Origin of the sequence: Mesorhizobium sp. M0761, from assembly GCF_040320205.1 — a bacterium.
GTDB lineage: Bacteria > Pseudomonadota > Alphaproteobacteria > Rhizobiales > Rhizobiaceae > Mesorhizobium.
The window spans coordinates 156,474-180,247 of sequence record NZ_JAMYPF010000005.1; the positions used below are offsets into that span (position 1 = coordinate 156,474).

The 23,774-nt window shown below is 62.9% G+C and carries 19 protein-coding genes; 9 read left to right on the forward strand and 10 right to left on the reverse strand.

Translation table 11 applies throughout. From position 1 onward, the window contains the following. Nucleotides 1–18 precede the first annotated feature (18 nt). Together NKI32_RS10515 and NKI32_RS10520 are read right to left on the reverse strand one after the other, a co-directional pair. A complete protein-coding gene (locus NKI32_RS10515) occupies nucleotides 19–1,026 on the reverse strand; it encodes an ABC transporter permease subunit (RefSeq protein ID WP_023703511.1) in 1,008 nt (335 codons plus the stop codon). Nucleotides 1,027–1,073: 47 nt separating this feature from the next. Continuing rightward, nucleotides 1,074–2,672, reverse strand: coding sequence for an ABC transporter substrate-binding protein (locus tag NKI32_RS10520; RefSeq protein WP_023669491.1), 1,599 nt, complete (start codon nucleotides 2,670–2,672; stop codon nucleotides 1,074–1,076). 476 nt (nucleotides 2,673–3,148) lie between these two features. Between NKI32_RS10520 and NKI32_RS10525 the strand changes: the two genes are divergently transcribed. The 3 genes from NKI32_RS10525 to NKI32_RS10535 all read left to right on the forward strand — a co-directional run bounded on the left by NKI32_RS10525 (nucleotide 3,149) and on the right by NKI32_RS10535 (nucleotide 6,445). After that, nucleotides 3,149–5,140, forward strand: a complete 1,992-nt coding sequence (locus tag NKI32_RS10525; protein WP_353002577.1) for a long-chain fatty acid--CoA ligase — start codon at nucleotides 3,149–3,151, stop codon at nucleotides 5,138–5,140. Nucleotides 5,141–5,220: 80 nt separating this feature from the next. Further along, nucleotides 5,221–5,877, forward strand: coding sequence for a class I SAM-dependent methyltransferase (locus NKI32_RS10530; protein WP_353002659.1), 657 nt, complete (start codon nucleotides 5,221–5,223; stop codon nucleotides 5,875–5,877). Between the two features lie 262 nt (nucleotides 5,878–6,139). Further along, nucleotides 6,140–6,445, forward strand: a complete 306-nt coding sequence (locus NKI32_RS10535) for a hypothetical protein (protein ID WP_023669488.1) — start codon at nucleotides 6,140–6,142, stop codon at nucleotides 6,443–6,445. A 136-nt stretch (nucleotides 6,446–6,581) separates the two neighbouring features. On the opposite strand, the gene NKI32_RS10540 is transcribed toward NKI32_RS10535, so the two are convergent. After that, complete coding sequence (locus NKI32_RS10540) at nucleotides 6,582–7,313, reverse strand: HAD family hydrolase (RefSeq protein WP_353002578.1); 732 nt, start codon at nucleotides 7,311–7,313, stop codon at nucleotides 6,582–6,584. Then, the gene (pgi, locus tag NKI32_RS10545) at nucleotides 7,310–8,953 is read right to left on the reverse strand and encodes a glucose-6-phosphate isomerase (RefSeq protein WP_023688784.1); all 1,644 of its coding nucleotides are present in this window, start codon (nucleotides 8,951–8,953) and stop codon (nucleotides 7,310–7,312) included. Before pgi ends, NKI32_RS10540 begins: the two co-directional genes overlap by 4 nt. A 427-nt stretch (nucleotides 8,954–9,380) precedes the next feature. On the opposite strand from pgi, the gene pdxR reads away from it, so the two are divergent. Together pdxR and NKI32_RS10555 are read left to right on the forward strand one after the other, a co-directional pair. Next, nucleotides 9,381–10,874 carry a MocR-like pyridoxine biosynthesis transcription factor PdxR gene (gene pdxR / locus NKI32_RS10550; protein WP_023669484.1) on the forward strand — a complete coding sequence of 498 codons (1,494 nt, stop codon included), beginning with the start codon at nucleotides 9,381–9,383 and terminating at the stop codon, nucleotides 10,872–10,874. Nucleotides 10,875–11,080: 206 nt separating this feature from the next. Beyond that, nucleotides 11,081–12,700 carry a trimethylamine methyltransferase family protein gene (locus NKI32_RS10555; protein ID WP_023745244.1) on the forward strand — a complete coding sequence of 540 codons (1,620 nt, stop codon included), beginning with the start codon at nucleotides 11,081–11,083 and terminating at the stop codon, nucleotides 12,698–12,700. 17 nt (nucleotides 12,701–12,717) lie between these two features. Here the strand turns inward: NKI32_RS10555 and NKI32_RS10560 are convergent, their stop codons facing one another. The 3 genes from NKI32_RS10560 to NKI32_RS10570 all read right to left on the reverse strand — a co-directional run bounded on the left by NKI32_RS10560 (nucleotide 12,718) and on the right by NKI32_RS10570 (nucleotide 16,809). Next, nucleotides 12,718–13,080 carry a hypothetical protein gene (locus NKI32_RS10560; RefSeq protein WP_081726128.1) on the reverse strand — a complete coding sequence of 121 codons (363 nt, stop codon included), beginning with the start codon at nucleotides 13,078–13,080 and terminating at the stop codon, nucleotides 12,718–12,720. Nucleotides 13,081–13,190: 110 nt separating this feature from the next. After that, nucleotides 13,191–14,672 carry a flavin monoamine oxidase family protein gene (locus NKI32_RS10565; RefSeq protein WP_353002579.1) on the reverse strand — a complete coding sequence of 494 codons (1,482 nt, stop codon included), beginning with the start codon at nucleotides 14,670–14,672 and terminating at the stop codon, nucleotides 13,191–13,193. Between the two features lie 331 nt (nucleotides 14,673–15,003). Further along, nucleotides 15,004–16,809: an IlvD/Edd family dehydratase gene (locus NKI32_RS10570; protein WP_023806313.1), complete on the reverse strand. Its 1,806-nt coding sequence runs from the start codon at nucleotides 16,807–16,809 to the stop codon at nucleotides 15,004–15,006. Between the two features lie 143 nt (nucleotides 16,810–16,952). Here NKI32_RS10570 and NKI32_RS10575 point away from each other — a divergent pair, with 143 nt between their 5' ends. Beyond that, the gene (locus NKI32_RS10575; protein ID WP_023682064.1) at nucleotides 16,953–17,429 is read left to right on the forward strand and encodes an SRPBCC family protein; all 477 of its coding nucleotides are present in this window, start codon (nucleotides 16,953–16,955) and stop codon (nucleotides 17,427–17,429) included. A gap of 142 nt (nucleotides 17,430–17,571) precedes the next feature. Here NKI32_RS10575 and NKI32_RS10580 read toward each other — a convergent pair whose 3' ends face one another. The 3 genes from NKI32_RS10580 to NKI32_RS10590 all read right to left on the reverse strand — a co-directional run bounded on the left by NKI32_RS10580 (nucleotide 17,572) and on the right by NKI32_RS10590 (nucleotide 20,486). After that, a complete protein-coding gene (locus NKI32_RS10580) occupies nucleotides 17,572–18,759 on the reverse strand; it encodes an Mrp/NBP35 family ATP-binding protein (protein ID WP_352630353.1) in 1,188 nt (395 codons plus the stop codon). 77 nt (nucleotides 18,760–18,836) lie between these two features. Further along, a complete protein-coding gene (locus NKI32_RS10585) occupies nucleotides 18,837–19,841 on the reverse strand; it encodes an inorganic phosphate transporter (RefSeq protein WP_023688789.1) in 1,005 nt (334 codons plus the stop codon). Between the two features lie 3 nt (nucleotides 19,842–19,844). Next, a complete protein-coding gene (locus NKI32_RS10590) occupies nucleotides 19,845–20,486 on the reverse strand; it encodes a DUF47 domain-containing protein (RefSeq protein WP_023673429.1) in 642 nt (213 codons plus the stop codon). A gap of 158 nt (nucleotides 20,487–20,644) precedes the next feature. Here NKI32_RS10590 and NKI32_RS10595 point away from each other — a divergent pair, with 158 nt between their 5' ends. From NKI32_RS10595 to NKI32_RS10605, 3 genes are all read left to right on the forward strand, one after another. Beyond that, entirely contained in the window at nucleotides 20,645–21,544 is a 900-nt protein-coding gene (locus tag NKI32_RS10595; RefSeq protein ID WP_023688790.1) for a LysR family transcriptional regulator, read from the forward strand. Between the two features lie 194 nt (nucleotides 21,545–21,738). Then, nucleotides 21,739–22,218, forward strand: coding sequence for a formate dehydrogenase subunit gamma (locus tag NKI32_RS10600; protein WP_023738147.1), 480 nt, complete (start codon nucleotides 21,739–21,741; stop codon nucleotides 22,216–22,218). After that, complete coding sequence (locus tag NKI32_RS10605) at nucleotides 22,215–23,771, forward strand: formate dehydrogenase beta subunit (RefSeq protein WP_353002580.1); 1,557 nt, start codon at nucleotides 22,215–22,217, stop codon at nucleotides 23,769–23,771. The genes NKI32_RS10600 and NKI32_RS10605 overlap by 4 nt, the downstream gene beginning before the upstream one ends. Nucleotides 23,772–23,774 lie beyond the last annotated feature (3 nt).

Here is a 23,774-nt window from a genome sequence, read left to right on the forward strand (position 1 = left end):
TTTCGGTCGACTGGCTCATCACGCCGCCCTGATGCGCGGGTTGATGACGGCATAAAGCACGTCGACGATCAGGTTCACCGCCATGACGATAAGGGCGATCAGCAGCAAGCCTGACTGCACGACGACATAGTCGCGCTTGGATATGGATTCGACCATCCACTTGCCGATGCCCGGCCAGGCGAAGATGGTTTCTGTGAGAATGGCGCCGGCGAGCAGGGTACTGACCTGCAGGCCGATGGTGGTGACCACCGGGATCAGCGCATTGCGCAGCGCATGCACGCCGATGACGCGGGACGACGACAGGCCCTTGGCGCGGGCGGTCCGCACATAGTCTTCGCCCAGCACTTCGAGCATGGCCGAGCGCGTCTGGCGCGCGATCACCGCCAGCGGGATGGTGCCGAGCACAATTGTCGGCAGCACCAGGTGACTCAATGCCGAGCGGAAAGCATCCCACTTGCCGTAGAGCAGGCTGTCGAGGGTCAAGAAGCCGGTGATCGGCTTGATAAAGAACTGAAGGCCGATGCGGCCTGAAACCGGGGTCCAGCCGAGATAGCCGGAGAAAAAGATGATCAGCAGCAGGCCCCACCAGAAGATCGGCATGGAATAGCCGACGAGGGCGGTGCCCATAAGCCCCTGGTCGAACCAGGAGCCGCGTTTGACCGCAGCAATGATGCCGGCCGGTATGGCCAGCACCATGGCGAAGATCATGGCGAAGACGGAGAGCTCGATGGTTGCCGGGAACAGCGTCATGAAATCTTCGATGACCGGCCGCTTGGACGAAATCGACACGCCGAAATTACCGGTCGCGGCATCGCGGACATAATGCGCGTATTGCTCCCAGATCGGCAAATTGTAGCCGAACTGTTCCTTCAGTTCCGCGTAACGCTCGGGCGACACGCCATGCTCGCCGGCCATGGCAAGAATGGGATCGCCGGGCAGCAGCCTGACGAAAGCGAAGGCGCAGATGGTGATGCCGATCAGCGTCGGCAGCACCAAGACGATTTTGTTTAGGAGATATCGGAGCATCTTGAAAAGCGGGCGGCGCCTGATTGCGCGCCGCCCGCCTAACAGTTCTATTCGGCCTTGTCGACGCCGTCGAAGCGATGAATGCCGAGCGGGTCCATCATGAAGCCGCTGACATTCTTGCGCACGACTGCGTAGACTTGGCTGTGTGCCATGAGGAAGGCCGGAGCCTGCTTCTGGAAGACAACCTGCGCCTCTTCATAGAGCTTGGTGCGTTCGGCCTGGTCGCTGGTCTTCTTGGCCTTCTGGATCAGATCCTCGAAGTCCTTGTCGCACCAGCTGGAGTAGTTCGACACGCCGATGGCCGAGCAGGCGAACAGCGTGGCGAAGAAATTGTCCGGATCGCCATTGTCACCGGTCCAGCCGATCTGGAAGGCGCCCGGGCGTTCCTTCTTCTTGCCTTCTTCGCGGTACTTCGTCCACTCGTAGCTGACGATCTCCGCCTTGACGCCGACCTTGGCCCAGTCAGCCTGGATCAGTTCGGCGGCGCGCTGGAAGTTCGGGTTGTAGGGACGGACGCGGTCGGAGGCCCAAAGCTGGATCTCCTTCAATCCGGCATCGGCCAGCACCTTCTTGGCGGCTTCCGGATCATAGGCGTCGGACTTCACGTCCTTGTTCCACGACCACATGGTCGGCGGGATCAGGTTTACGGCCGGCGTGGCGCCGGCGTCCTGGAACAGCGACTTGATGAGCGATTCCCGATCGATCGCCTGGTTGAGCGCATGGCGCACTTCAGGCTTGTCGAGCGGCGGGATGGTGGTGTTGTAGCTCATATAGCCGATGTTGAGGCCAGCCTGATCCATCAGGGTCACGTCGGCGTTGGCCTTGATCGTGCCGATGTCGGCAGGATTCGGATAGGGCGCGATATCGCATTCGCCGGCGAGCACCTTCTGGATGCGGGCGGTGGCGTCAGGCGTGATCGCGAAGACGAGATCGTCGATCTTTTCCTTGCCCTTGAAGTAGTCCGGGTTGGCCGCATAGCGGATGACCGAATCCAGCTGGTAGTCGACGAACTGGAACGGACCTGTACCGACCGGCTTGGTCGAGAAGTCGGCCATCTTGCCGTCTTTTTCCAGCTGGTCGGCATATTCCTTCGACACGATCGAGGCGAAGTCCATGCCGAGATTGGCCAGCATCGGCGCGTTCGGCTCGGTCAGCGTCAGCTTCACGGTCAGGTCATCGACCTTTTCCCACTTGGCGACGTATTTCGGCATGTCCATGCCGGTGTAGTAGTCCCAGGTCAGGTTCGGCAGGTACTTCTCGCCGTTCCAGGGGTTTTCCTTGTTGAACTGGCGATCGAACGAAAAGACGACGTCGTCGGCATTGAAATCACGCGTCGGCTTGAAGAAATCCGTCGTCTGGAACTTCACGCCCGGATGCAGGTGGAAAGTATAGACCAGGCCGTCGTCCGAAATCTCCCATTTGTCGGCGAGACCGGGCACAACTTCGGTGCCGCCATGCTTGAACTCGACCAGGCGCGAATAGACGGTGCGCGACGAGGCGTCGAAGTCGTTGCCGCCCGTCGTGGTACCCGGGTCGAAGTTGGCCGGCGAGGCCTCCGAGCAATAGACCAGCGTCTTGGCATTGGCCACACCGCCGAGGACGCTTGCAGCCAGCAACGCGGCTGCAAAAGTCAGTTTCTTTTTCATTGAGCACTCCCTGATGTTCTTCCAAGCCCCTCTATAGGCTCGCGAAGCGCGCATATAAGCACCGTTTTTCCGGCTTTGGAACACCCTGTTTGCCTACCCCACCGTAAGCAGAAAATATTTCTCGGTCTTTGACGAACTGCAGAAACAAATAGCAAAATCTGCTAATCACGGGATTGTTAACGACCGCATTTTTTCATTGATCGCAGCAACCGTAAGCCAAAAATCCACAAGCCTGGGTTTCGCCACCGAGATGACAGGACGGCATTGCCTGAGCTGGCATCGCGGGAAGGATTTCGGCGGCAAATCTTTGCCGTCCTGCCGCTGGGGCAAGACTTGCACGGCCGCCGATAGTCGCAATAGATAGATGACACGCTGGATTTTCCGGGAATCCGCGACATCGCTGCAGCGGAGGACGCCTCACCACATCGAGGCGGCGCAGCAGGAGCAGGCAACAGAACGACCGAGGGAGGCTAGAGGTGGCGAAAGCAACAAAGACAACGGCCCCGGCGAAAGCAAAAGCGGCGAAAGCTTCAAAACCGGCCGCCGCTGCCGCCAAGTCGAAAGCGCCACCGGCCAAAGCCACTCCCGCTGTCAAGCCAACGGCAACCTCGACGCCGGCGAAGGCAAGCGCCAAGCCGGCAGCGAAACCTGTGGTCAAGCGCGCGGCGAAGACAGCACCCGCTGCAAAGCCCGCCCAGCCGCCAGCCGCCAAGACAGCCGCGGCGAAGCCCGCCTCGAAGCCGTCGCCGGGCGCGGCCAAAAAACTGCCGAATACGCTGACGGCGCTTGCCGCGGGCTTGCCGGAAAAGCCATGGCTAAAAAGCTATTCGAAAGTAGTGCCGGCGGAGATCGGCGCCCTGCCCTACAGTTCGATCGGCGACTTCCTCGTCGGCGCCTGTAAGCAGTTTTCCGGCCAGCCGGCATACGTCTGCATGGGCAAGTCGATCTCCTATGCCGAACTCGAGCGGCAATCGGCCGCCTTCGGCGCTTATCTGCAATCGAAGGGCCTGCAGAAAGGCGCACGCGTGGCGCTGATGATGCCGAATGTGCTGCAATATCCGGTGGCGATGATGGCCGTGCTTCGCGCCGGCTATGTCGTGGTGAACATCAATCCGCTCTACACGCCGCGCGAGCTCGAACATCAGCTCAAGGATTCCGGCGCGCAGGCGATCGTCATTCTGGAGAATTTCGCCAGCACCCTGGACGCGGTGATTGCCAGGACGGCGGTCAAGCATGTGGTGGTCGCGGCGATGGGCGACATGCTCGGCGCCCTCAAGGGCACGATCGTCAACCTCGTCGTGCGCCGGGTGAAGAAGATGGTGCCGGCCTGGTCGCTGCCCGGCCATGTCAAGTTCAATGCGGCGGTGAAAGCCGGCGCCGGCATCGCCTTCAAGCCGGCCAAGATGGAGGCCGGCGACATCGCCTTCCTGCAATATACCGGCGGAACCACGGGGATTTCCAAAGGTGCTGTGCTGCTGCACTCCAATGTGCTGTCCAATGTCGCGCAGAACACGCTGTGGCTGCAGGACGCCTATGCGATCAAGCCGAAACCGGCGCATCTCAACTTCATCTGCGCGCTGCCGCTCTACCATATCTTCGCGCTGACGGTGAACGCGCTGATGGGCATGCAGCAGGGCGCCCAGAACGTGCTCGTTCCCAACCCGCGCGACATTCCCGGCTTCGTCAAGGAGCTGCAGAAATACCCGATGCACATTTTCCCCGGCCTCAACACGCTGTTCAACGCGCTGCTTAACAACGAGGATTTCCGCAAGCTCGACTTCAAGCCGCTGATCATGACGCTGGGTGGTGGCATGGCGGTACAGAAGGGGGTTGCCGAGCGCTGGAAGGCGCTGACCGGCAATTCGATCACCGAGGGCTACGGGCTGTCGGAGACCTCGCCGGTGGCCACCGCCAACAAGTTCAGCGACAGCAATTTCACCGGCACGATCGGCCTGCCGCTGCCGTCGACCGAGATCGTCATCCGCGACGATGACGGCAACAACCTGCCGCTGGGCGAAGTCGGCGAGATCTGCATCCGCGGACCGCAAGTGATGGCCGGTTACTGGAACCGGCCGGACGAGACCGCCAAGGTGATGACCAAGGACGGGTTTTTCAAATCCGGCGACATGGGCTTCATGGACGAGCGCGGCTACACCAAGATCGTCGACCGCAAGAAGGACATGATCCTGGTCTCCGGCTTCAACGTCTATCCGAACGAACTCGAGGAAGTCGTCGCCCAGCATCCGGGCGTGCTCGAAGTGGCGGCGATCGGCGTGCCGGACGAGCATTCGGGCGAGGTGCCGAAGCTGTTCATCGTCAAGAAAGATCCGGCGCTGACCGCTGAGGCAATCACCGCCTATTGCCGCGAAAACCTGACCGGCTACAAGCGGCCGAAATACATCGAGTTCAGGACCGAACTGCCGAAGACTCCGGTGGGCAAGATTTTGCGCCGGGCGCTGCGGGAATAGATTTGAACGACGAGCCTAGTCGCGGCGAAAGTGTAGACGACAATCCGCGTCCCGACGCGGCGACGTTCATCAAGGCGAACATGCGCCTTGCGCCTGTTCCAGCACTTCCTGAAATCCAACTCTACACGGCTCATCCCGGCAGCGGCCTGAGGCGGCTTGTCGACCCGCACCAAGGCGCGGACGACGATGCGGTTGAGCCAGTCGACGACGCGCCTCAGCCACCGCCGCCCTACTGGGCCTATCCATGGGCCGGCGGGGCGGTGCTTGCGCGCTATATACTCGACCATCCGCAAAGCGTAGCCGGCCGACGCGTGCTCGATCTCGGCGCCGGCTCCGGCCTCGTCGGCATCGCCGCCGCCAAGGCCGGCGCCAGCGCGGTGATCGCGGCCGAGATCGATCGCAACGGCGTCGCCGCGATCGGCATCAATGCCGCGGCCAACGGCGTCGAGATCACCATTGTCGACAAGGACATCACCACAGGCCCGCCGCCGGCCGTCGACCTCGTGCTTGCCGGCGACGTGTTCTACGGCCGCGAGGTTGCGATACGGGTTATTCCGTTCCTCGACCGCTGCCTGGCAGCCGGCATCGAGGTGCTGGTCGGCGATCCCCGCCGCGCCGACCTGCCGCTAGCCCGGCTGCGGTTGCTGGCCGAATATCAGGTGCTGGATTTCGGCGACGTGAGGGGTGCTGTGACCAGGCCGAGCGGGGTGTTTTCGTTCGAGCAGGAAGACTGCTAGCTAGCGCCAGGATCAAAAACAGATCAGTCGAAATGAGTGAGTTCGCCCCCATCTCTGCCGTTCATGGCCGGAGGCCGCACGCCGCCGCTGATAACTCGGATTCCGACTGCGATCTTTACGGTTTCGCGAGGTGGTTCCTGTACCAGTGTGCGCTGTGTCGATCCCGACGCCCTCGCCGCCGTCTTCGGCCCGGGCTATGTCATGAACCGGAGCCCGGCCTTGGCAATTGCTTTCGGGGCCATACTATAGAGGGGGCAGTCGGATGACCAAGAGAGCGAAGATCATCTCCTACGCCGTGGTTCTGGTGGTTCTCGCCTTCTCCAGCTGGCGGCTCATATTGCTTGTCACAACCGGCCGATGGAAAGGCAGGTTCACTAGCTGGAGGACATGCGAGGCCTTTTGGTGCTATTCGACTGGCATTTTGCTCTGGGCGGGCTCGGTCGCGTTCTGTCTCTTTGTGCTCTACCTGCTGCGCCACCATGAGAAATACGTTGCGAAGCTCTATCACCAATACCGTGAATTCAAAGAAACCTTCGACAAGCATTCGGAGCGCGGACGCCGCCGCTAGGGGAACCGGGAAAGCGTTGAGCTACTGAAGACTGCTTCTTCTTTAACCAATCCGAAATCGGCCGTTCCGCTTTCCACCAATCTCGGCCATTGGCGGGAAAGCCCAGCTGACTTTCGCCTTGCCCTAACTTCCCCCGTCAGATCGCCTCCTTGACCCGCGCCGACAGAAAGTCCGGCAGGTCGGCAACAGAATCGAGAACGACATCGGCGATCGAGGACAGCGATTCACGCGTGCCGGTGCCGGAGAGCACGCCGACCGCCAGGCCGCAGCCGCCGGCACGCGCCATCTCCAGGTCGTGGCGGTTGTCGCCGACCATGGCGATCTCGGACGCCTTCAACCCGGTCAGGTCGCAAAAGGCGACGATCGTGTCCGGCGCCGGTTTCGGATTGGCGACCGCGTCATAGCCATAGGCGGCGGTGAACAGCTGCGCGACGCCGAGCGTGACCATGGTCTTTTCGGCACCGGCAGTCGAATCATTGGTGGCGACGCCGAGCCGGTAGGATCGCTTGTGCAGAGCCGTCAGCGCCGCGACGATGCCGGGCAAGGCCACCGCCATCGATGAGCCTTGCACCGAGGTGATCTCGTTGAAACGGGCGACGGCCAGCATCTGGTCCTCGTCGGACAGGCGCGGGAACCATAGTTCGACGACATCCATGTTGGTGCCCGAGGCGAAGATGGAATCCGGCTTGAAACGCTTGGCGACAAAATCGAAGCCCGCCGCTGAAAGCAGCCTGTCGGCTTTCCAGCGATCGCCCTCGGCAGCATCCATGGCCATGAAATCGGCGATGCCGAGCCAGGTCGCGTTGAAATCGACAAGCGTGCCGTCCTTGTCGAACAATATGCCCTTGATGTCGGCCGGATTTTTCATTGCGCCCCCCGCAGTTGCTGGATGCGCGCCACCAGCCCGGCCGTCGATGCGTCGCGCTTGGCGGCGCTCTCCTTGCCTTCCACGACTGGCAACAGGCCGGTCGCCAGCTCCTTGCCGAGCTCGACGCCCCATTGGTCGAAGGAATTGATGTTGAACAGAGTGCCTTCGACGAAGACGCGGTGCTCGTAAAGCGCGATCAGCCGGCCGAAGGTGCGCGGGTCGAGCTTGCGGTAGAGGATCGTCACCGAGGGGCGGTTGCCGGAGAAGACGCGGTGCGGGGCTATTCTGTCGACATCGGCCGGCTTCATGCCCTTGGCCAGCATCTGCGCGCGAGCCTCGTCCAGCGTGCGGCCCTTCATCAACGCTTCCGATTGGGCCAGGCAATTGGCAAGCAGTAGATCGTGCTGGTGCTTCAGATCCGGCTCATGGCCGACGGCAGCGGCAAGGAACTCGACCGGGATGGAATCGGTGCCCTGGTGCAGCAGCTGGAAGAAGGCGTGCTGGCCATTGGTGCCGGGCTCGCCCCAGACCAGCGGTCCGGTCGGCGTCGTCACCGGCGTGCCGTCGAGGGTGACGCCCTTGCCGTTCGATTCCATGTCGAGCTGCTGCAGATAGGCCGGCAGCCTGGAAAGGCGCTGGTCATAAGGGATGACCGCACGCGCCGGATAACCGCAGATCACGCGATGCCACCAGCCGACCAGCCCCAGCAGCGCCGGCAGGTTCTTCTGCAGGGGTGCGGTGCGGAAGTGCTCGTCCATCTCATGCGCGCCATCGAGGAAGGCGCGGAAGTTGCGCGGGCCGATGGCGATCATCACCGGCAGGCCGATGGCGCCCCACAGCGAATAGCGGCCGCCGACCCAGTCCCAGAAGCCGAACACGCGATCCGCTTCGATGCCGAACTTGGAAACCAGGTCGAGCGCGGTCGAGACGGCGGCGAAATGCTTGCCGACAGCTTCCTTGCCGAGCGCCTTCTGCACCCATTCGCGCGCCGTCTCGGCATTGGTCATCGTCTCGACCGTGGTGAAGGTCTTCGAGGCGATGATGAACAGGGTGGTTTCGGCCGACAGGCCCTTCAGCGTGTCGTGGATATGGGCGCCGTCGATGTTGGAGACGTAGTGCGCGCGCGGGCCGTCGTGATAGGGCGCCAGCGCCAGCGTCGCCATGGCCGGGCCGAGATCGGAGCCGCCAATGCCGATGTTGACAATGTCGGTGATTTTCTTGCCGGTGGCGCCGGCGGCCTTGCCGGAGCGAATGGCGTCGGCGAAAGCGCCCATGGCGTCGAGCACGGACAGCACATCCGCCTTGACGTCCTGGCCATCGACGGTGACGCCCTTGCCCGAGAGGTTGCGCAGCGCCGTGTGCAGCACGGCGCGGTCTTCGGTGATGTTGATTTTCTTGCCGGAAAACATTGCGGCGCGGCGACCTTCGAGATCGGCGGCGGCGGCGAGCTTCTCGAGCAGTTCCATCGTGCCCTGGTCGACCGCGCATTTCGACCAGTCGAGCAAAAGGTCGCCGTCGCTGGCCGAGAACGTCTCGAAGCGCTTGGGGTCGGCGGCAAAAGCCTCGCGCATCGTACCCGATGCCGCCGCGCGCGCAGCACGCAAGGCGACAAGCTGTTTGTCGAAGGAGGAATGATCCACTTTCGGCTCCTGATCGTTTTTCACGACATCTTATCAGACCGGATGTTTCCGGCGCGTGTCGTCGCGCTGATCTTATTGAGCCGAATTCCGCATGTTTCAATGCGTGGGGATGACGCAGTGCAGCATAGTGCGATGTGATGGAGCTATGACGCTGCGCGCCGCGCTGGATGATTTGATGGGAGTAGCGACGACGCTGCGCGTCGCGCTGGGGATAATGAGGCGCGACGACGCTTCGCATCGCGCGGGCGTCCGCGCTGCGGGATGACGCAAGCGTCACCCGGGGATGCGACGACGCTGCGCGTCGCGCATAGATCACTGGCATAAATCCCAGCGATCAGAAAAATTGATTGGCGCAACCCCTTGTGCCACGGTTACCTTCCGCTGGTCCAGCCAAGCAAAAAAGACTGGCCATCGAGGAACACCTTCCATGCCACAGCGTAACGACACGGCCATATGGTCCGGCCTGTTCCGGATTTCGGCGGAATCGGGCCAGACCCTGCAGGCGCAGATCCGTCAGGCGATCGTCGCCGCCATTCTCGACCGGCAGATCGCCGCTTCGATGCCGCTTCCGTCCTGCCGCATCCTGGCTGAAAAACTCGGCGTCGCGCGCGGCACTGTGGTGCTGGCGTTCCAGCAATTGGTCGACCAAGGTTTCCTGGTGGCGCGCGAACGGCGCGGCCATTTCGTCAATCCGGATGTGCTGGCCACCCCCGCCAAGCCGCACCAGAAGGCGCCCGACCAGCAGAACGAGATCGACTGGAAGGCACGCCGGCAGATCGCCGCCAGCGACATGCCGCCACCGGCCAAGCACGACAACTGGATCAAGTCCTCCTACCCCTTCGTCTACGGCCAGTTCGACCCGGCGCTGTTCCCGACAGCCGAATGGCGTGAGTGCAACCGCATGGCGCTGGCCGTGCTCGAAATCCGCAACTGGGCCTCCGACATGGTCGATCGTGACGATCCGCTCTTGATCGAGCAGATCCAGGCGCGGCTGTTGCCGCGGCGCGGCATCTTCGCCAATCCGGACGAGATCATCGTCACGCTGGGCGCCCAGAACGCGCTCTATATGCTGGCGACACTGCTGATGACAAAGGGCTCCAAGGTCGCGATGGAAGACCCGGGATACCCCGACGCGCGCTCGATCTTCCGCTTGGCAGGCGCCGAAATCCAGCCGGTTCCGGTCGATCAGTCCGGCATCGTCACCTCGTCCATTCCCAACGATTCCGGCTTTGTCTTCGTCACCCCCAGCCACCACTGCCCGACCATGGTGCCGCTGTCGGCGGAGCGGCGGCAGGACCTTCTGGCGCGCGCCAACCGCCACAACCAGATCATCATCGAGGACGGCTATGACAGCCAGCTTCTCGACGAGGCGCCGCAGCAGGCGCTGAAGAGCCTCGATCGCTCGGGTCGCGTCGTCTATGTCGGCTCGATGTCGAAGACGCTGGCTCCGGGCCTGCGGCTTGGCTACATCGTCGCTTCGGCTGGACTAATCTCCGAGCTCAGGGCGCTGCGTCGCTTCATGCTCAGGCACCCGCCGGCCAACAACCAGCGCGCGGTCGCGCTGTTCCTGTCGCTCGGCCATCACGAAGCCCTGGTGCGGCGGCTGTCGTCGGCCTTCGACGAGCGGCGCAAGCGTCTGGTCCATGCGATTTCCGCATTCCTGCCGGAATGGCGCTCGACCGATTCGGCCGGCGGCACATCGCTCTGGCTGGAAGGCCCGCGCGGCACCGATTCACGTGGACTGGCCGAGGCCGCGGCCTCGCGCAGCGTCATCATCGAGCCGGGCGATCGCTTCTTCGATCGCACCGAAAAGCCGTCGCGTTTCATGCGCTTGGGCATTTCCTCGATCGCACTGCAGCACATCGAGCCGGGTATTCGCGAGCTCGCGACCGCAGCCGGACGCAGGCCCGCTGCAGCCTGATTTGCCTGTGCCGGGGCTTTGAACAGCCCGGCCCTTGGCATGATCACCAACATTCTGCATTAGCTCTCTGGCATACTCGGCTGCGTTGACTGGCCCATAGGCTGGGCCAATGGCAACGGCATAGTCGGCTGACAGAGGGACGAAGCAGGCCGACGGTGGACCAATCACCGCGTCGTGTTTCGCAAGCTAAAGGTGGAGTGCCCCCCATGTCAGTGGCTGTTGAGCAGCAGGATGCGGCTCTTAAGGATGCGGCTCCTAAAGATACATCAGCCGACCAGCGTTCGCGACGATCCGGCGGGCGCGAAGCGCGCCGCGCCATGCGGGCAGCACCTTTGGCCGACGACATCAGGCCGGTACGTGCCGGGCTTGAAGGCGGCAGTTACGGCCCGCTCAACCGGAACGACCAGGAGCGCATCCATGAAGCGGTGCTGACGCTGCTGGAGACCGTCGGCTTCGCCAATGCCATTCCCTCCTGCGTCGAGGCGCTGACCGGGGTCGGCGCCGTTTACGGCGATGACGGCCGCGTCCGTTTCCCACGCGGGCTTGTGATGGACACGATCAGACGAGCCGCGCGAAATTTTACGCTGCACGGCCAGGACCCCAGGCATGACATGCTGATCCAGGGCAAGCGCGTGCATTACGGCACGGCGGGTGCGGCGGTGCATCTGGTCGATGTCGAAAAGCGCGAATACCGCGAGTCGCTGGTGCAGGACATTTATGATGCCGCTCGCCTCGTCGAAGGGCTCGACAACATCCATTTCTTCCAGCGGCCGATGGTGCCGCGCGACATTCCCGATCCGCTCGAAATGGACTTCAACACGCTCTACGCCTGCGTGATGGGCACGTCGAAGCATGTCGGCACCTCGTTCACGGTGCGCGAGAACGTGCAGCCGGCGCTGGAAATGCTTTATGCGATCGCCGGCGGCGAGGAGAACTTTCGCGCCCGGCCGTTCGTGTCAAACTCCAATTGCTTCGTCGTGCCGCCGATGAAGTTTGCCGAGGACGCCTGCGGCGTGCTCGAAGCCTGTGTCGACGGCGGCATCCCGATCCTGCTTCTATCGGCCGGCCAGGCCGGCGCCACCGCTCCCGCGGCGATTGCCGGCGCTGTGGTGCAAGCGGTGGCCGAAGTGCTGGTCGGCCTCATCTACGTCAACGCCATCAAGCCCGGGCATCCGGCGATCTTCGGCACCTGGCCGTTCGTCTCCGACCTGAGGACCGGCGCCATGTCGGGCGGCTCGGCCGAGCAGGCAGTACTGACTTCGGCCTGCGCGCAGATGGCGCAGTTCTACGACCTGCCGGGCGGCTCGGCCGCCGGCATGACGGATTCGAAACTGCCCGACATCCAGTCCGGCTATGAAAAGGGGATCACCGACGTGATGGCCGGTCTTGCCGGCCTCAATCTGGTCTATGAATCGGCGGGCATGCACGCCTCGCTGCTCGGCTTTTGCCTGGAGAGCCTGATCATAGACAATGACATGCTGGGCCACTGCCTGCGCTGCGTGCGGGGCATCGAAGTGACCGACGAAGCGCTGTCGATCGACACCATCACCGAAGTCTGCATGAATGGCCCAGGCCACTATCTCGGCAACGAGCAGACGCTGCGCCTGATGCAGACCGAGTATTTTTATCCGGCCGTCGGCGACCGCTTTTCGCCCAAGGAATGGAACGAGAAGGGCCGGCCCGACATCTTGCAGCGGGCGATCATCGAAAAGAAGCGCGTGCTTGCCGAGCGCTTCCCGCGCCATGTGCCGAAGCTGCTAGACGACAAATTGCGCGCCCGCTTCGGCGAGATGATCAAGCTGCCACGCAGCGGCATGGGCGGGTAAGCTTCACCTTACGAAGGTCAGTCCGCACTTAGCCCAAAGCGCTCGACGACTTCGGCGCTGATCAGCTTGCCATGCAGCGCCATCAGCACGATCTGGGCATCCAGGCTGTCGCCGGTTTCAAGCGCTGCCTCGATGCGGCGCTCAGCGTCCAGCCGCCGCTCCGGCCCATTGGCCTGCTCAAAGGTTTGTGGGCCTGCGATGCAATAACCAAACAGCTGCGCCACGGACCGATAAGCCTCTGGCGGGGGCTCGTCCGGCCAGTGATCCTTCATCAGATTGACGATGGTGAGCTTTACTCCCTCTGGCACCAGTGCCGGGTGAAGGTCGGCGCCGCGCAGCGCGTTGTCCAGTTCCCGCAAGTCACCCGAGCGGCCGAACATGCCGAGGAAACCGAGGGAAGAGCGCCGTTTAGTCACGTTGATACTTTCCGTCCGATAGCCGACCACTCATATGGGAATGTAGGATCGTTTTTCATCGCCTTTCCGGAGTCTCAGGCAAACCAGGCGTCGAGCCCGAATTCCCGCTGCAACAGGTCTTCCGCACTTTCCAGCGCGCCCTCGATCCAGCCGTGATTGTTGGACCACGCTTCGCCACAGACATGAATGCCCGGAGCGAGCGTATGGCTCGCCAGTTTTATACCGGAGATATCTATGCCACGGTCCCAGACATGCGACGCGCCGCCATAGGCCGGCGCACCCCAATCCTGCGCAAACCCGCCGATGGGTTTCGAGATGGCGCCGTGTTTGCCATGGACTTCGACCATCTGGCCGTGAAAGGCCTCCAGCGCGGAATGTCCCTCGGCCAAAACCGCAAAGCCGTGGCGCCGAGCGAGCTCAGGCAGCAGTGAGCGCCAGAATACCATGTGCTTGCCATCGCAATAGGCCATGGCGACGCTCCGACGAATCGTCGCGTCGCGCGCGTCCGCTTTTGTGAACTGCCATATCTGGCGAGCCGGCAGATCGGTCACGCTGTGGCCGGCCGCGATGCCGTTTCGAGCCCACCACGGGCTGGCATAGCAGGCGGCCAGCGTGAGCATCGGCCAGGGTTCCGGTGCCGGCAGATCGCTGGGCTGCTCGATGCCGGACTTTTCCAGCAGGGTCCGCAGGGGGCGGACCGGTAACGCCAGCACGACCTTGCGCGCCTCGACCGTCCCGCCCAGCCCCTCGACAGACAAGACCATCCCTTGCGCCGAGCGGGCGATGGCGGTCACGGTGTGATCGAGATGGACGGCGCCGCCGCTGACAGCGATCCGCCCGGCCATTCGCTCCGCAACCGGCTGGAACCCGCCATCGGGGGAACAATAGGAGCGGCCGCCGCTCAGCTCGCCGAGCGCAAGCCTGAACGTCTCGGCGGCGTTGGGTCCACGCAGGAGCAACGAATAGCCCACCGCGTCCTCGGCAAAAGCCATTTCCTCCGGGGTCAAGACCGTCGCCAGCACATCCCAAGTCGCCCAATCCGCCAGCTTGCGGCCGCCATAAACGAAGCCTGCGGCGCCGTTCCATTCGGCGCTGCCGAAGGCCTCCGAACCCGGCAGGATCAGTGCTGCCGCCTTTCGCAGCAGGCGGGACGGGCCTTTTTCCTGCAGCCGACGCGTCACGTCATAGGCAAACAGGCGGCGCGGCGCAAAGCGCGATATAGCGGCGTAGGGCAGGCTCCTACCGCGCAGATGGAGCCGGTTGGCGCCGGTGACGACGTCCATACCCGACAGCTTTACATCCAGCGTCGCCATGAGTTTTTTGAGTAGCCGATGTTGCGGCATCAGCATCATCGCGCCGAGATCGATGCCGAAGTTCGGCTCTCCGGGAAATGAGACCGTGGAGGCCCGACCGCCGACGCGACCGGCGGATTCGAAAACAGCGATCCTTGCGGGCTTTTCACTTTGGGACAAGCGCCACGCCAGGAAGAGACCGGCCATGCCCGCGCCGACAATAGCAATGTCGACCGGGGCAATGTCGATCGGGCTAGGCGGCAAGGATACGCCCGTGGCGGAAAACCATCATCATGGACGACTCTCTGGACCCCTCTTGATTTCGTGTCAAAAAACCCGAAACTGACGAGGACTGCAATGTCATACTGACAGGTGGGATCAGTTGGCGTGCGAGCAGTGATCTAAACGGGCAACGGGTCCTATGAAGAAACAGTATCACACACCAGTCATCCGCAAGGCAGGACGACTCTCCGGCATCACAGCCATCGCCGCTTCGTCCGGCCCGCCTCCACCCTGAGGCCGCCATCCAAACAAGCTTACGCCAAGGCTTTCATGCCGGCCCGATCAGGCCGGCATTTTCATATCAAGCGGGTGCTCAGTGGTTGTCCCTCGGCACGCCGCTGGTATGGGCGACGTCCTGGTATTTCACCGCCGGCTTCAGCACCATGCCCTCCGAGAACTGGTCGACCATGGAGCGCTGGATCTCCTGCCATGGCGTCTGATGCTTGGGATAATGATAGCCGCCATCGACCTGCAGTTCGGCACGGCGGCGCGTGATTTCCTCGTCGGTGACGAGGATGTTGGCAGTGCCTTTCCGTAAATCGATGCGCACACGGTCGCCGGTCTTGAGCAGCGCCAGGCCGCCGCCAATGGCGGCTTCCGGCGAAGCGTTGAGGATAGAGGGCGAGCCCGATGTGCCCGACTGGCGGCCATCGCCGATGCAGGCCAGCGCGTGAATGCCCTTCTTGATGAGATAAGCGGGCGGCTGCATGTTGACCACCTCGGCGCCGCCGGGATAGCCGATCGGGCCGGCCCCGCGCATGAACAGGATGGTGTGCTCGTCGATGCCTTGCGCCGGATCGTCGATGCGGGCGTGGTAGTCCTCCGGACCGTCAAAGACCATGGCGTTGCCTTCGAAGGCTTCCGGGTCGTTCGGGTTGGAGAGATAGCGCTCGCGGAATTCCGGCGAGATGCCGCTCATCTTCATGATTGCGGAATCGAACAGATTGCCGCTGAGATTGATGAAGCCGGCATTGGCCTTCAGCGGCTCGGCGACGGTGCGGATGACGTCGGTGTTCTCGTTGGCGACACCCTTGCAATTGTCACCGATAGTCTTGCCATTGACGGTCATCGCTTCGGGATAAGGCAGCAGCTTGGCCTTCATCAACTCGGCCACCACAGCCGGCACGCCGCCGGCATGGTGATAGTCTTCGCCGAGATATTCGCCCGATGGCTGCAGATTGACGATGAGCGGCACATGGAGGCCGACCGTCTGCCAGTCGTCATTGGTGAGCGGCACGCCGAGATGGCGGGCAATCGCGTTGAGGTGGATCGGCGCGTTGGTCGAGCCGCCAATCGCCGAATTGACGACAATGGCGTTCTCGAACGCCTTGCGCGTCATGATGTCGGATGGCTTCAGATCCTCATGCACCATCTCGACGATGCGCTTGCCCGTCTCATAGGAGATCTGGCCGCGCTCGCGGTAGGGTGCCGGAATGGCAGCCGAGCCCGGCAATTGCATGCCGAGCGCCTCGGCCAGCGAGTTCATCGTGGTGGCGGTGCCCATGGTGTTGCAATAGCCGGTCGACGGCGCCGATGAGGCGACGATGTCCATGAACTCGTCATAGTCGATCTCGCCGGCCGAGAGGCGCTGGCGCGATTCCCAGACGATGGTGCCCGATCCCGTGCGCTTGCCCTTGTGCCAGCCATTGAGCATCGGTCCGACCGAAAGTGCTATGGCCGGAATATTGACGGTGGCCGCCGCCATCAGCAGCGCCGGCGTGGTTTTGTCGCAGCCGATGGTCAGCACGACGCCGTCGAGCGGATAGCCGTAAAGCACTTCGACCAGGCCGAGATAGGCAAGGTTGCGGTCGAGTGCCGCGGTCGGGCGCTTGCCGGTCTCCTGGATCGGATGGCACGGGAATTCGAAGGGGATGCCGCCCATCGAGACGATGCCTTCGCGCACGCGCTTGGCCAGTTCGATATGGTGGCGGTTGCACGGCGACAGATCCGAGCCGGTCTGGGCGATGCCGATCAGCGGCTTGCCCGACATCAACTCGGCCCGCGTCAGGCCGTAGTTCAGGTAGCGCTCGAGGTAGAGCGCGGTCATGCCTGGATTGTCGGGATTGTCGAACCACTCCTGCGAGCGAAATTTCTTCTTTCCGGTGGGGGCGCCTGCCATCATGGTCTCCGTATTTGTAAGACAAATCGATATGGCAACGCGCGGAAGCAGGCAAGAGGGCGCACCGTCGCAACCGGACTTTGGTGCGATAGACACAGACCAGACCGTGCGTTAGGCCTTCGAAGTCTGTCCGGGAGGTGTCGATGGCTTTGGTGATCGAAGGCGAGGAACGCATTGCCGCCCCCCTGCAGAAAGTGTGGGACGCGCTGAACGATCCGAAGGTTTTGCAGGCGACCATTCCCGGCTGCCAGCACCTGGAGATGAAATCGCCGACCGAAATGGCGGCGACGGTGGTGTTGAAGATCGGACCGATCAAGGCGACATTCAACGGCGAGGTGACGTTGAAGAACCTGAAGCCGCCGCACTCCTACACCATCCAGGGCGAGGGCAAGGGCGGTATTGCCGGCTTCGCGAAGGGTGGCGCCGACGTGACGCTGACGGCGGACGGGCCGGATGCGACGGTCCTCAAATACGCGGCCAAGGCCGAAGTCGGCGGCAAGATCGCCCAACTCGGCAGCCGGCTGATCGAATCGACTTCGAAGAAGCTGGCCTTGCAGTTCTTTTCAAGCTTTGGCGAGAAGGTGGGCTCCCCTCCCCCTTTAGGGGAGGGTGCCTCGTGAAGCGAGGCGGGTGGGGTCGCCTCAACTGCCTCAACGTGAGTTGAGCTGCCTCGACTTGTAAAGAAATAGCGTCGAGCGTGTCACCGCGGACCCCACCCGGCCCTTCGGGCCACCCTCCCCTCAAGGGGAAGGGATATCCGAGCTACTCGAACACGATGTTCGGCACCGCCGCTTCGGCCGCGCCGCGTTCTTCGTTGACCCGGTCCCAGACCTTCGAAGCAATGCCGCGATAGATCTTCGCCTCGGCGCTGTCTGGCTTCGACGCCACCACCGGAGCACCTTCATCAGAACTTTCGCGAATGCCCATTTCCAGCGGCACTTCGCCGAGGAAGGTCACGCCGAGTCGCTCGGCCTCGCGCCGCGCCCCGCCATGGCCAAAGATGTCGTAGCGCTTGCCGGTATCGGGGGCTATGAAATAGCTCATGTTCTCCACGATGCCGAGCAGCGGCACGTCGACCTTCTTGAACATATTCAATCCTTTGCGGGCGTCGATCAGCGCCAGGTCCTGCGGCGTCGAGACGATGACGGCGCCGGCCAGCGGCACCTGCTGGGCCATGGTCAGCTGGGCGTCGCCGGTGCCGGGCGGCATGTCGACGACGAGCACGTCGAGGCGGCCCCATTCGACCTCGCGCAGCATCTGCGTCAGCGCCGACATCACCATCGGACCGCGCCAGATCATCGGCGTCTCCTCGTCGACGAGGAAGCCCATCGACATCACCTTAAGGCCATAATTCTCCATCGGTTTCAGGATCTTGCCGTCGACGGTCTGCGGCCGGCCATGGATGTTGAGCAGCCTGGGCATGGACGGGCCATAAATATCGGCATCGAGCACGCCGACACGCAAACCGTTGGCGGCGAGGCCAAGCGCGATGTTGACAGCGGTGGTCGACTTGCCGACGCCGCCCTTGCCGGACGCCACCGCGATGATCGCCTCGATGCCGGGCACGCCGCGCTTGCCCGAGCTTTGCGAGGCCGGGGCGTGCGGGGCTGGGGAGTGTGGAGCTGGGCGGGGCGCGGCGGGCGCGGTCGGTGCCGGCCTGGGCGCGGGGCGCGACGCAACCGGAGCCTCCATGCCGCCGCCCTTCTTCTCCGCCGTCAGCGCGACGACGGCGCCGGCGACACCAGGGATCGCCTTGACGACACGCTCGGCTGCAGCGCGCAGCGGCTCCATCTCCTGTGCGCGGGCGGCGGGAACGGTGATCGAGAAAAACACTTTCGAATCGGCGATGAAAATCTCCGAAACCATGCCGAGGTCGACGATGTTGCCGGTGAAGTCCGGCCCGTTGACCGTCTTTAGACGCTCGGTGACGATTTCCTTGGTGACGGACATGCATTATTCCCTAAGGCGTTTGGCTGCGGCTCAGATAGTGCAGATTGGCAGCGACTCCAAGCACCACGGTGTCCGCCTCACCTTGCCAGGCCAACCGCAAGGTAGGTGAGCGCCGAAATTGCAGCCGTGGCCGGCAAGGTGACGATCCAGGCGATGACGATGTTGCCGGCAATGCCCCAGCGCACGGCCGAGACGCGGCGGGCGGCGCCGACACCGATGATGGCCCCGGTGATCGTATGGGTGGTCGACACGGGGACGCCAAGCCAGGTGGCGGCAAACAGGGTGATGGCGCCGCCGGTCTCGGCGCAGAAGCCCTGCATCGGGTTCAACCGGGTGATCTTCGAGCCCATTGTGTGGACGATGCGCCAGCCGCCGAACAAAGTGCCGAGCGCCAGTGCTGTCTGACAGGTGAGGACGACCCACAGCGGCACGTAGAACGTCCCGCCGAGCATACCTTGCGAATAGAGCAGCACGGCGATGATGCCCATGGTTTTCTGGGCGTCGTTGCCGCCGTGCCCTAGCGAATAAAGCGAGGCCGAAAAGAACTGCATGACGCGGAAGGTGCTGTCGACGGCGAACGGTGTCTGGCGCACGAACAGCCAGGAAACGGCCAGGATCAGGACCAGCGCCAGAACAAACCCTGTCGCCGGCGACACGACGATTGCGGCGACCGTCTTGCCAAGCCCGGTCCAGACGATGGCGCCGGGCCCAGCCTTTGCAACGCCGGCGCCGACGAGCCCGCCGATCAGGGCATGCGAACTGCTGGACGGGATGCCGGCAATCCAGGTGACGATGTTCCAGACGATGGCGCCGACGAGCGCCGAGAAGATCACCGCCGGCGTGACGATGCTGACGTCGACGATACCTTTTCCCACGGTTTCAGCCACGTGAAGGCCGAAGAACATGAAGGCGATGAAATTGAAGAAAGCCGCCCACAGGACCGCATATTGCGGTCTCAGCACGCGGGTGGAGACGATGGTGGCGATGGAGTTCGCCGCATCGTGCAGGCCGTTGAGAAAATCGAAAAACAGCGCGACGGCGACAAGGCCGATCAGCACGGGAAAGGCGATGGTGGCTTCCATTGCCTAAACGTTCTCGATGACGATGCCGCTGATCTCGTTGGCGACGTCCTCAAAGCGGTCGACCACCTTCTCCAGCTGGCCGTAGATCTCCGAGCCGATCAGGTAGGCCATCGGATCGCTGCGGCCATGCCGCTTGAACAGGTCCTTCAATCCCTGCTCATGCAGATCGTCGGCGCGGCTTTCGACGCGCATCACCTCTTCGGCGATGGCGTTGAGGCGTACCGTGTGCGTGCCGACCTTGCTGAGCAGCGGGATCGCTTCGGCAACCAGCCTGGAGGCGGCAACGATGACGCCACCCATCTCCTGCATCAGCGGGTCGAATTCCTTCTTTTCGAACAGCTTCACCGTCTTGACGGTCTTGTGCATCATGTCGATGGCGTCATCCATCGACTGGATCAGGTCCTTGATGTCGCCGCGATCGAAGGGCGTGATGAAGGAACGCCGCACCGCCAGCAGCACTTCGGCCGTGATATGATCGGCCTCGTCCTCGAGATCGATGATCTTCTGGCACCAACGATCGATGTCCTTGCCCTGCAGGAGCTGCTCCAGCGCCTCGGCGCCGCCGACCACGGTGCGGGAATGCCGTTCAAAGAGGTCGAAGAAGCGATCTTCGCGCGGCAAAAGCTTGCGGAACCAGCCCAGCATGTCCGATCTCCTCGTATTCCATCCAACCACATAGCGCCGTGTTCGGCCGGGGGAAACAGCCAGCCGGCCCAAAGATGTGGATGCATGGCCAATTGCGGGTAGAGCTTGCGGCGAAAGGCAATTTCTCCGACCTTGCGCGCAACGAATGGACGGATGGTATGATCGACAAGCTCGAATTCTTCATCGCGCTGGCCAAGGAGGAGCATTTCGGCCGGGCGGCGGAAGCGTGCGGCGTCACGCAGCCGACCTTGTCGGCCGGGATCAAGCAGCTGGAGGGCCAGCTCGGCGTCATGCTGGTCAATCGCGGTTCGCGCTTTCAGGGGCTGACGCCGGAAGGCAAGCAGGTGCTGGTGTGGGCGCGTCGCATCGTCGGCGACTCCAGGACCATGCGCGAAGAGATGCGGGCGGCGCGACATGGCCTGTCCGGGCGTATCCGTATTGCCGCCATCCCAACCGCCCTCGCCATGGTGGCGCGGCTGACGACGCCATTTCGCGAGAAGCACCCGGGCGTCACCTTCTCTATCCTGTCGCGCACCTCGATCGAGGTGTTGTCGCTGCTCGGCAATTTCGACGTCGATGCCGGCATCACCTATCTCGACAACGAGCCTCTCGGACGGGTGACGAGCGTGCCGCTCTATGACGAGCGCTACCAGCTGATCACGGCGGTCGGAAATCCCTATTCGGATCGCGACAAAGTGACATGGGCCGAAATCAGCCAGCTGCCGCTCTGCTTGTTGACGCCGGACATGCAGAACCGCCGCATCATCGACCAGCATCTGGCCGAGGCCGGCGTGCAGGTGCGGCCGACACTGGAATCCAACTCGATGATCGTGCTGTTCTCCCACATACGGACAGGCAAATGGTCGTCGATCATGCCGCTCAACCTGGCGGAAACATTCGGTTTTTCCGAACCGATCCGGGCCATTCCGATCGTCGAACCGGATGCCAGCCACACTGTCGGGCTGGTCGCCGCGCCGCGCGAACCGCACACGCCGCTGGTGCAGGCGCTGCTGGACGAGGCGATGGCGCTGGCAGACGATTTCCGCGCCAATCGCTGAGCTAGTCATAACTGGTCAATCAGCGCGATAGAAATTTTCTATCGTGCAACGAAACCGCTTTATTGATTTCAGAGGTTTTCTCTGATTTCTTAAGCACTTAGCGATTAAGCGGCGTAGGCATGTCGTTGTTCCAAAACTGCTTCATGCTTTTGGACGATTATATGCATCGATCGCTACGATAGGGAGGGCGCTGCGTGACGATGCAGCCTGCAAGTACCGAGATACAGTCGCGCACGGCGGCGATCATCCAGGAGTTGAAGGGCCTCGAAGGCCCCCTGCTGCCGATCCTGCACGAGATCCAGGAAGAATTTGGCCACGTGCCGCAGGACGCCGTGCCCGTCATCGCCGATGGGCTGAACCTGTCGAGGGCCGAAGTGCATGGCGTCGTGACCTTCTATCATGATTTCCGTGCCCGGCCGGCTGGCCGGCATGTGCTCAAGCTTTGCCAGGCGGAAGCCTGCCAGTCGATGGGTTCGGATGCGATCGCCGCAAAGGTCAAGCAGTTGCTCGGCATCGATTTCCATGAGACCACCCGCGACGGATCGGTTACGCTTGAGCCTGTCTATTGCCTCGGGCTGTGCGCCTGTTCACCGTCGGCGATGCTGGATGGTGAGGTGATCGGGCGGCTCGATGACGAGAAGATCGAAGAGATCGTCGCGGAGGTACGCTCATGATCCCGCGCATCTACATTCCAGGTGACTCCGGCGCGCTGGCGCTCGGCGCCGAAAAAGTCGCCAAGGCTGTTCGTGCGGAACTGGCCGAACGGGGTGTCGAGGCCAAGATCGTCCGCAACGGCTCGCGCGGCGCCTATTTCCTCGAACCGATGGTCGAGGTCGCGACCGAAAAGGGCCGCGTCGCTTACGGGCCGGTCAAGCCATCGGACGTCAAGAGCCTGTTCGACAGCGGCTTTCTCACCGGCGGGCATCACAAGCGCTGGCTGGGCGCGCCCGACAAAATCCCGTTCCTGGCCAAGCAGACGCGCCTGACCTTTGCGCGTTGCGGCATCAACGACCCGCTATCGCTCGATGCCTACAAGTCACTGGGCGGGCTCAAGGGCCTGCAGAACGCGGTGGCCATGGCGCCGCTCGACATCGTCAAACAGGTCACGGAATCGGGCTTGCGCGGCCGAGGCGGCGCCGGCTTCCCGACCGGCATCAAGTGGAAGACGGTGCTCGATACGACATCTGACCGCAAATACATCGTCTGCAATGCCGACGAGGGCGACAGCGCCACCTTTGCCGACCGCGTGATTATGGAGGGCGACCCCTTCGTGCTCATCGAAGGCATGACGATTGCCGGCATCGCCACCGGCGCGACCAAGGGGTTCGTCTATATCCGCTCGGAATATCCGCATGCGGTGGCTGTCATGAACAAGGCTGTCGAGGTCGCCCGCAAGGCAGGCGTGCTCGGCGTCAGCGTGCTGGGTTCGCCCAACGCCTTCGACATGGAAATCCGCGTCGGCGCCGGCGCCTATGTCTGCGGCGAGGAAACTTCGCTGCTGAACAGCCTTGAAGGCAAGCGCGGCGTGGTGCGAGCCAAGCCACCGCTGCCGGCAATCCAGGGTCTGTTCGGCAAGCCGACGGTGATCAACAACGTCATCAGCCTGGCCTCCGTGCCCATCATCATGGACAAGGGTGCTGCCTTCTACAAGGATTTCGGCATGGGCCGCTCGCGCGGCACGATCCCGATACAGATCGCCGGCAACGTCAAGTTCGGCGGCCTGTTCGAGGCGGCGTTCGGCATGACGCTGGGCGAGATCGTCGACGATATCGGCGGCGGTACGGCCACTGGTCGCCCGGTGAAGGCGGTGCAGGTCGGCGGCCCGCTCGGCGCCTATTTCCCGCGCGGCCTGTTCGACACGCCGTTCGACTACGAAGAGTTCGCGAAGCGCGACGGACTGATCGGCCATGCCGGCATCACCGTGTTCGACGACACGGCCGACATGCTGAAGCAGGCGCGCTTTGCCATGGAGTTCTGCGCCATCGAAAGCTGCGGCAAGTGCACGCCCTGCCGCATCGGCTCGATACGCGGGGTGGAGACCATCGACCGGCTTGCCGCCGGCATCGAGCCGGAGAAGAACCTGGCACTGGTCACCGATCTCTGCAACACGATGAAGTTCGGATCGCTCTGCGCGCTGGGCGGCTTCACGCCCTATCCGGTGATGAGCTCGATCACCCATTTCCCCGAAGATTTCAAGCCCGCGCCGGCGCGCGTGGCTGCTGAATAGGAG

Coding starts and splice junctions, on each gene's coding strand:
- NKI32_RS10585 (WP_023688789.1), bottom strand. CDS start 19,841: ATGGAAGCCACCATCGCCTTTCCCGTGCTGATCGGCCTTGTCGCCGTC.
- NKI32_RS10595 (WP_023688790.1), top strand. CDS start 20,645: ATGATCGACAAGCTCGAATTCTTCATCGCGCTGGCCAAGGAGGAGCAT.
- NKI32_RS10540 (WP_353002578.1), bottom strand. CDS start 7,313: ATGAAAAATCCGGCCGACATCAAGGGCATATTGTTCGACAAGGACGGC.
- NKI32_RS10575 (WP_023682064.1), top strand. CDS start 16,953: ATGGCTTTGGTGATCGAAGGCGAGGAACGCATTGCCGCCCCCCTGCAG.
- NKI32_RS10555 (WP_023745244.1), top strand. CDS start 11,081: ATGTCAGTGGCTGTTGAGCAGCAGGATGCGGCTCTTAAGGATGCGGCT.
- NKI32_RS10535 (WP_023669488.1), top strand. CDS start 6,140: ATGACCAAGAGAGCGAAGATCATCTCCTACGCCGTGGTTCTGGTGGTT.
- NKI32_RS10590 (WP_023673429.1), bottom strand. CDS start 20,486: ATGCTGGGCTGGTTCCGCAAGCTTTTGCCGCGCGAAGATCGCTTCTTC.
- NKI32_RS10530 (WP_353002659.1), top strand. CDS start 5,221: ATGCGCCTTGCGCCTGTTCCAGCACTTCCTGAAATCCAACTCTACACG.
- NKI32_RS10570 (WP_023806313.1), bottom strand. CDS start 16,809: ATGGCAGGCGCCCCCACCGGAAAGAAGAAATTTCGCTCGCAGGAGTGG.
- NKI32_RS10520 (WP_023669491.1), bottom strand. CDS start 2,672: ATGAAAAAGAAACTGACTTTTGCAGCCGCGTTGCTGGCTGCAAGCGTC.
- NKI32_RS10560 (WP_081726128.1), bottom strand. CDS start 13,080: ATGTTCGGCCGCTCGGGTGACTTGCGGGAACTGGACAACGCGCTGCGC.
- NKI32_RS10580 (WP_352630353.1), bottom strand. CDS start 18,759: ATGTCCGTCACCAAGGAAATCGTCACCGAGCGTCTAAAGACGGTCAAC.
- pdxR (WP_023669484.1), top strand. CDS start 9,381: ATGCCACAGCGTAACGACACGGCCATATGGTCCGGCCTGTTCCGGATT.
- NKI32_RS10515 (WP_023703511.1), bottom strand. CDS start 1,026: ATGCTCCGATATCTCCTAAACAAAATCGTCTTGGTGCTGCCGACGCTG.
- NKI32_RS10605 (WP_353002580.1), top strand. CDS start 22,215: ATGATCCCGCGCATCTACATTCCAGGTGACTCCGGCGCGCTGGCGCTC.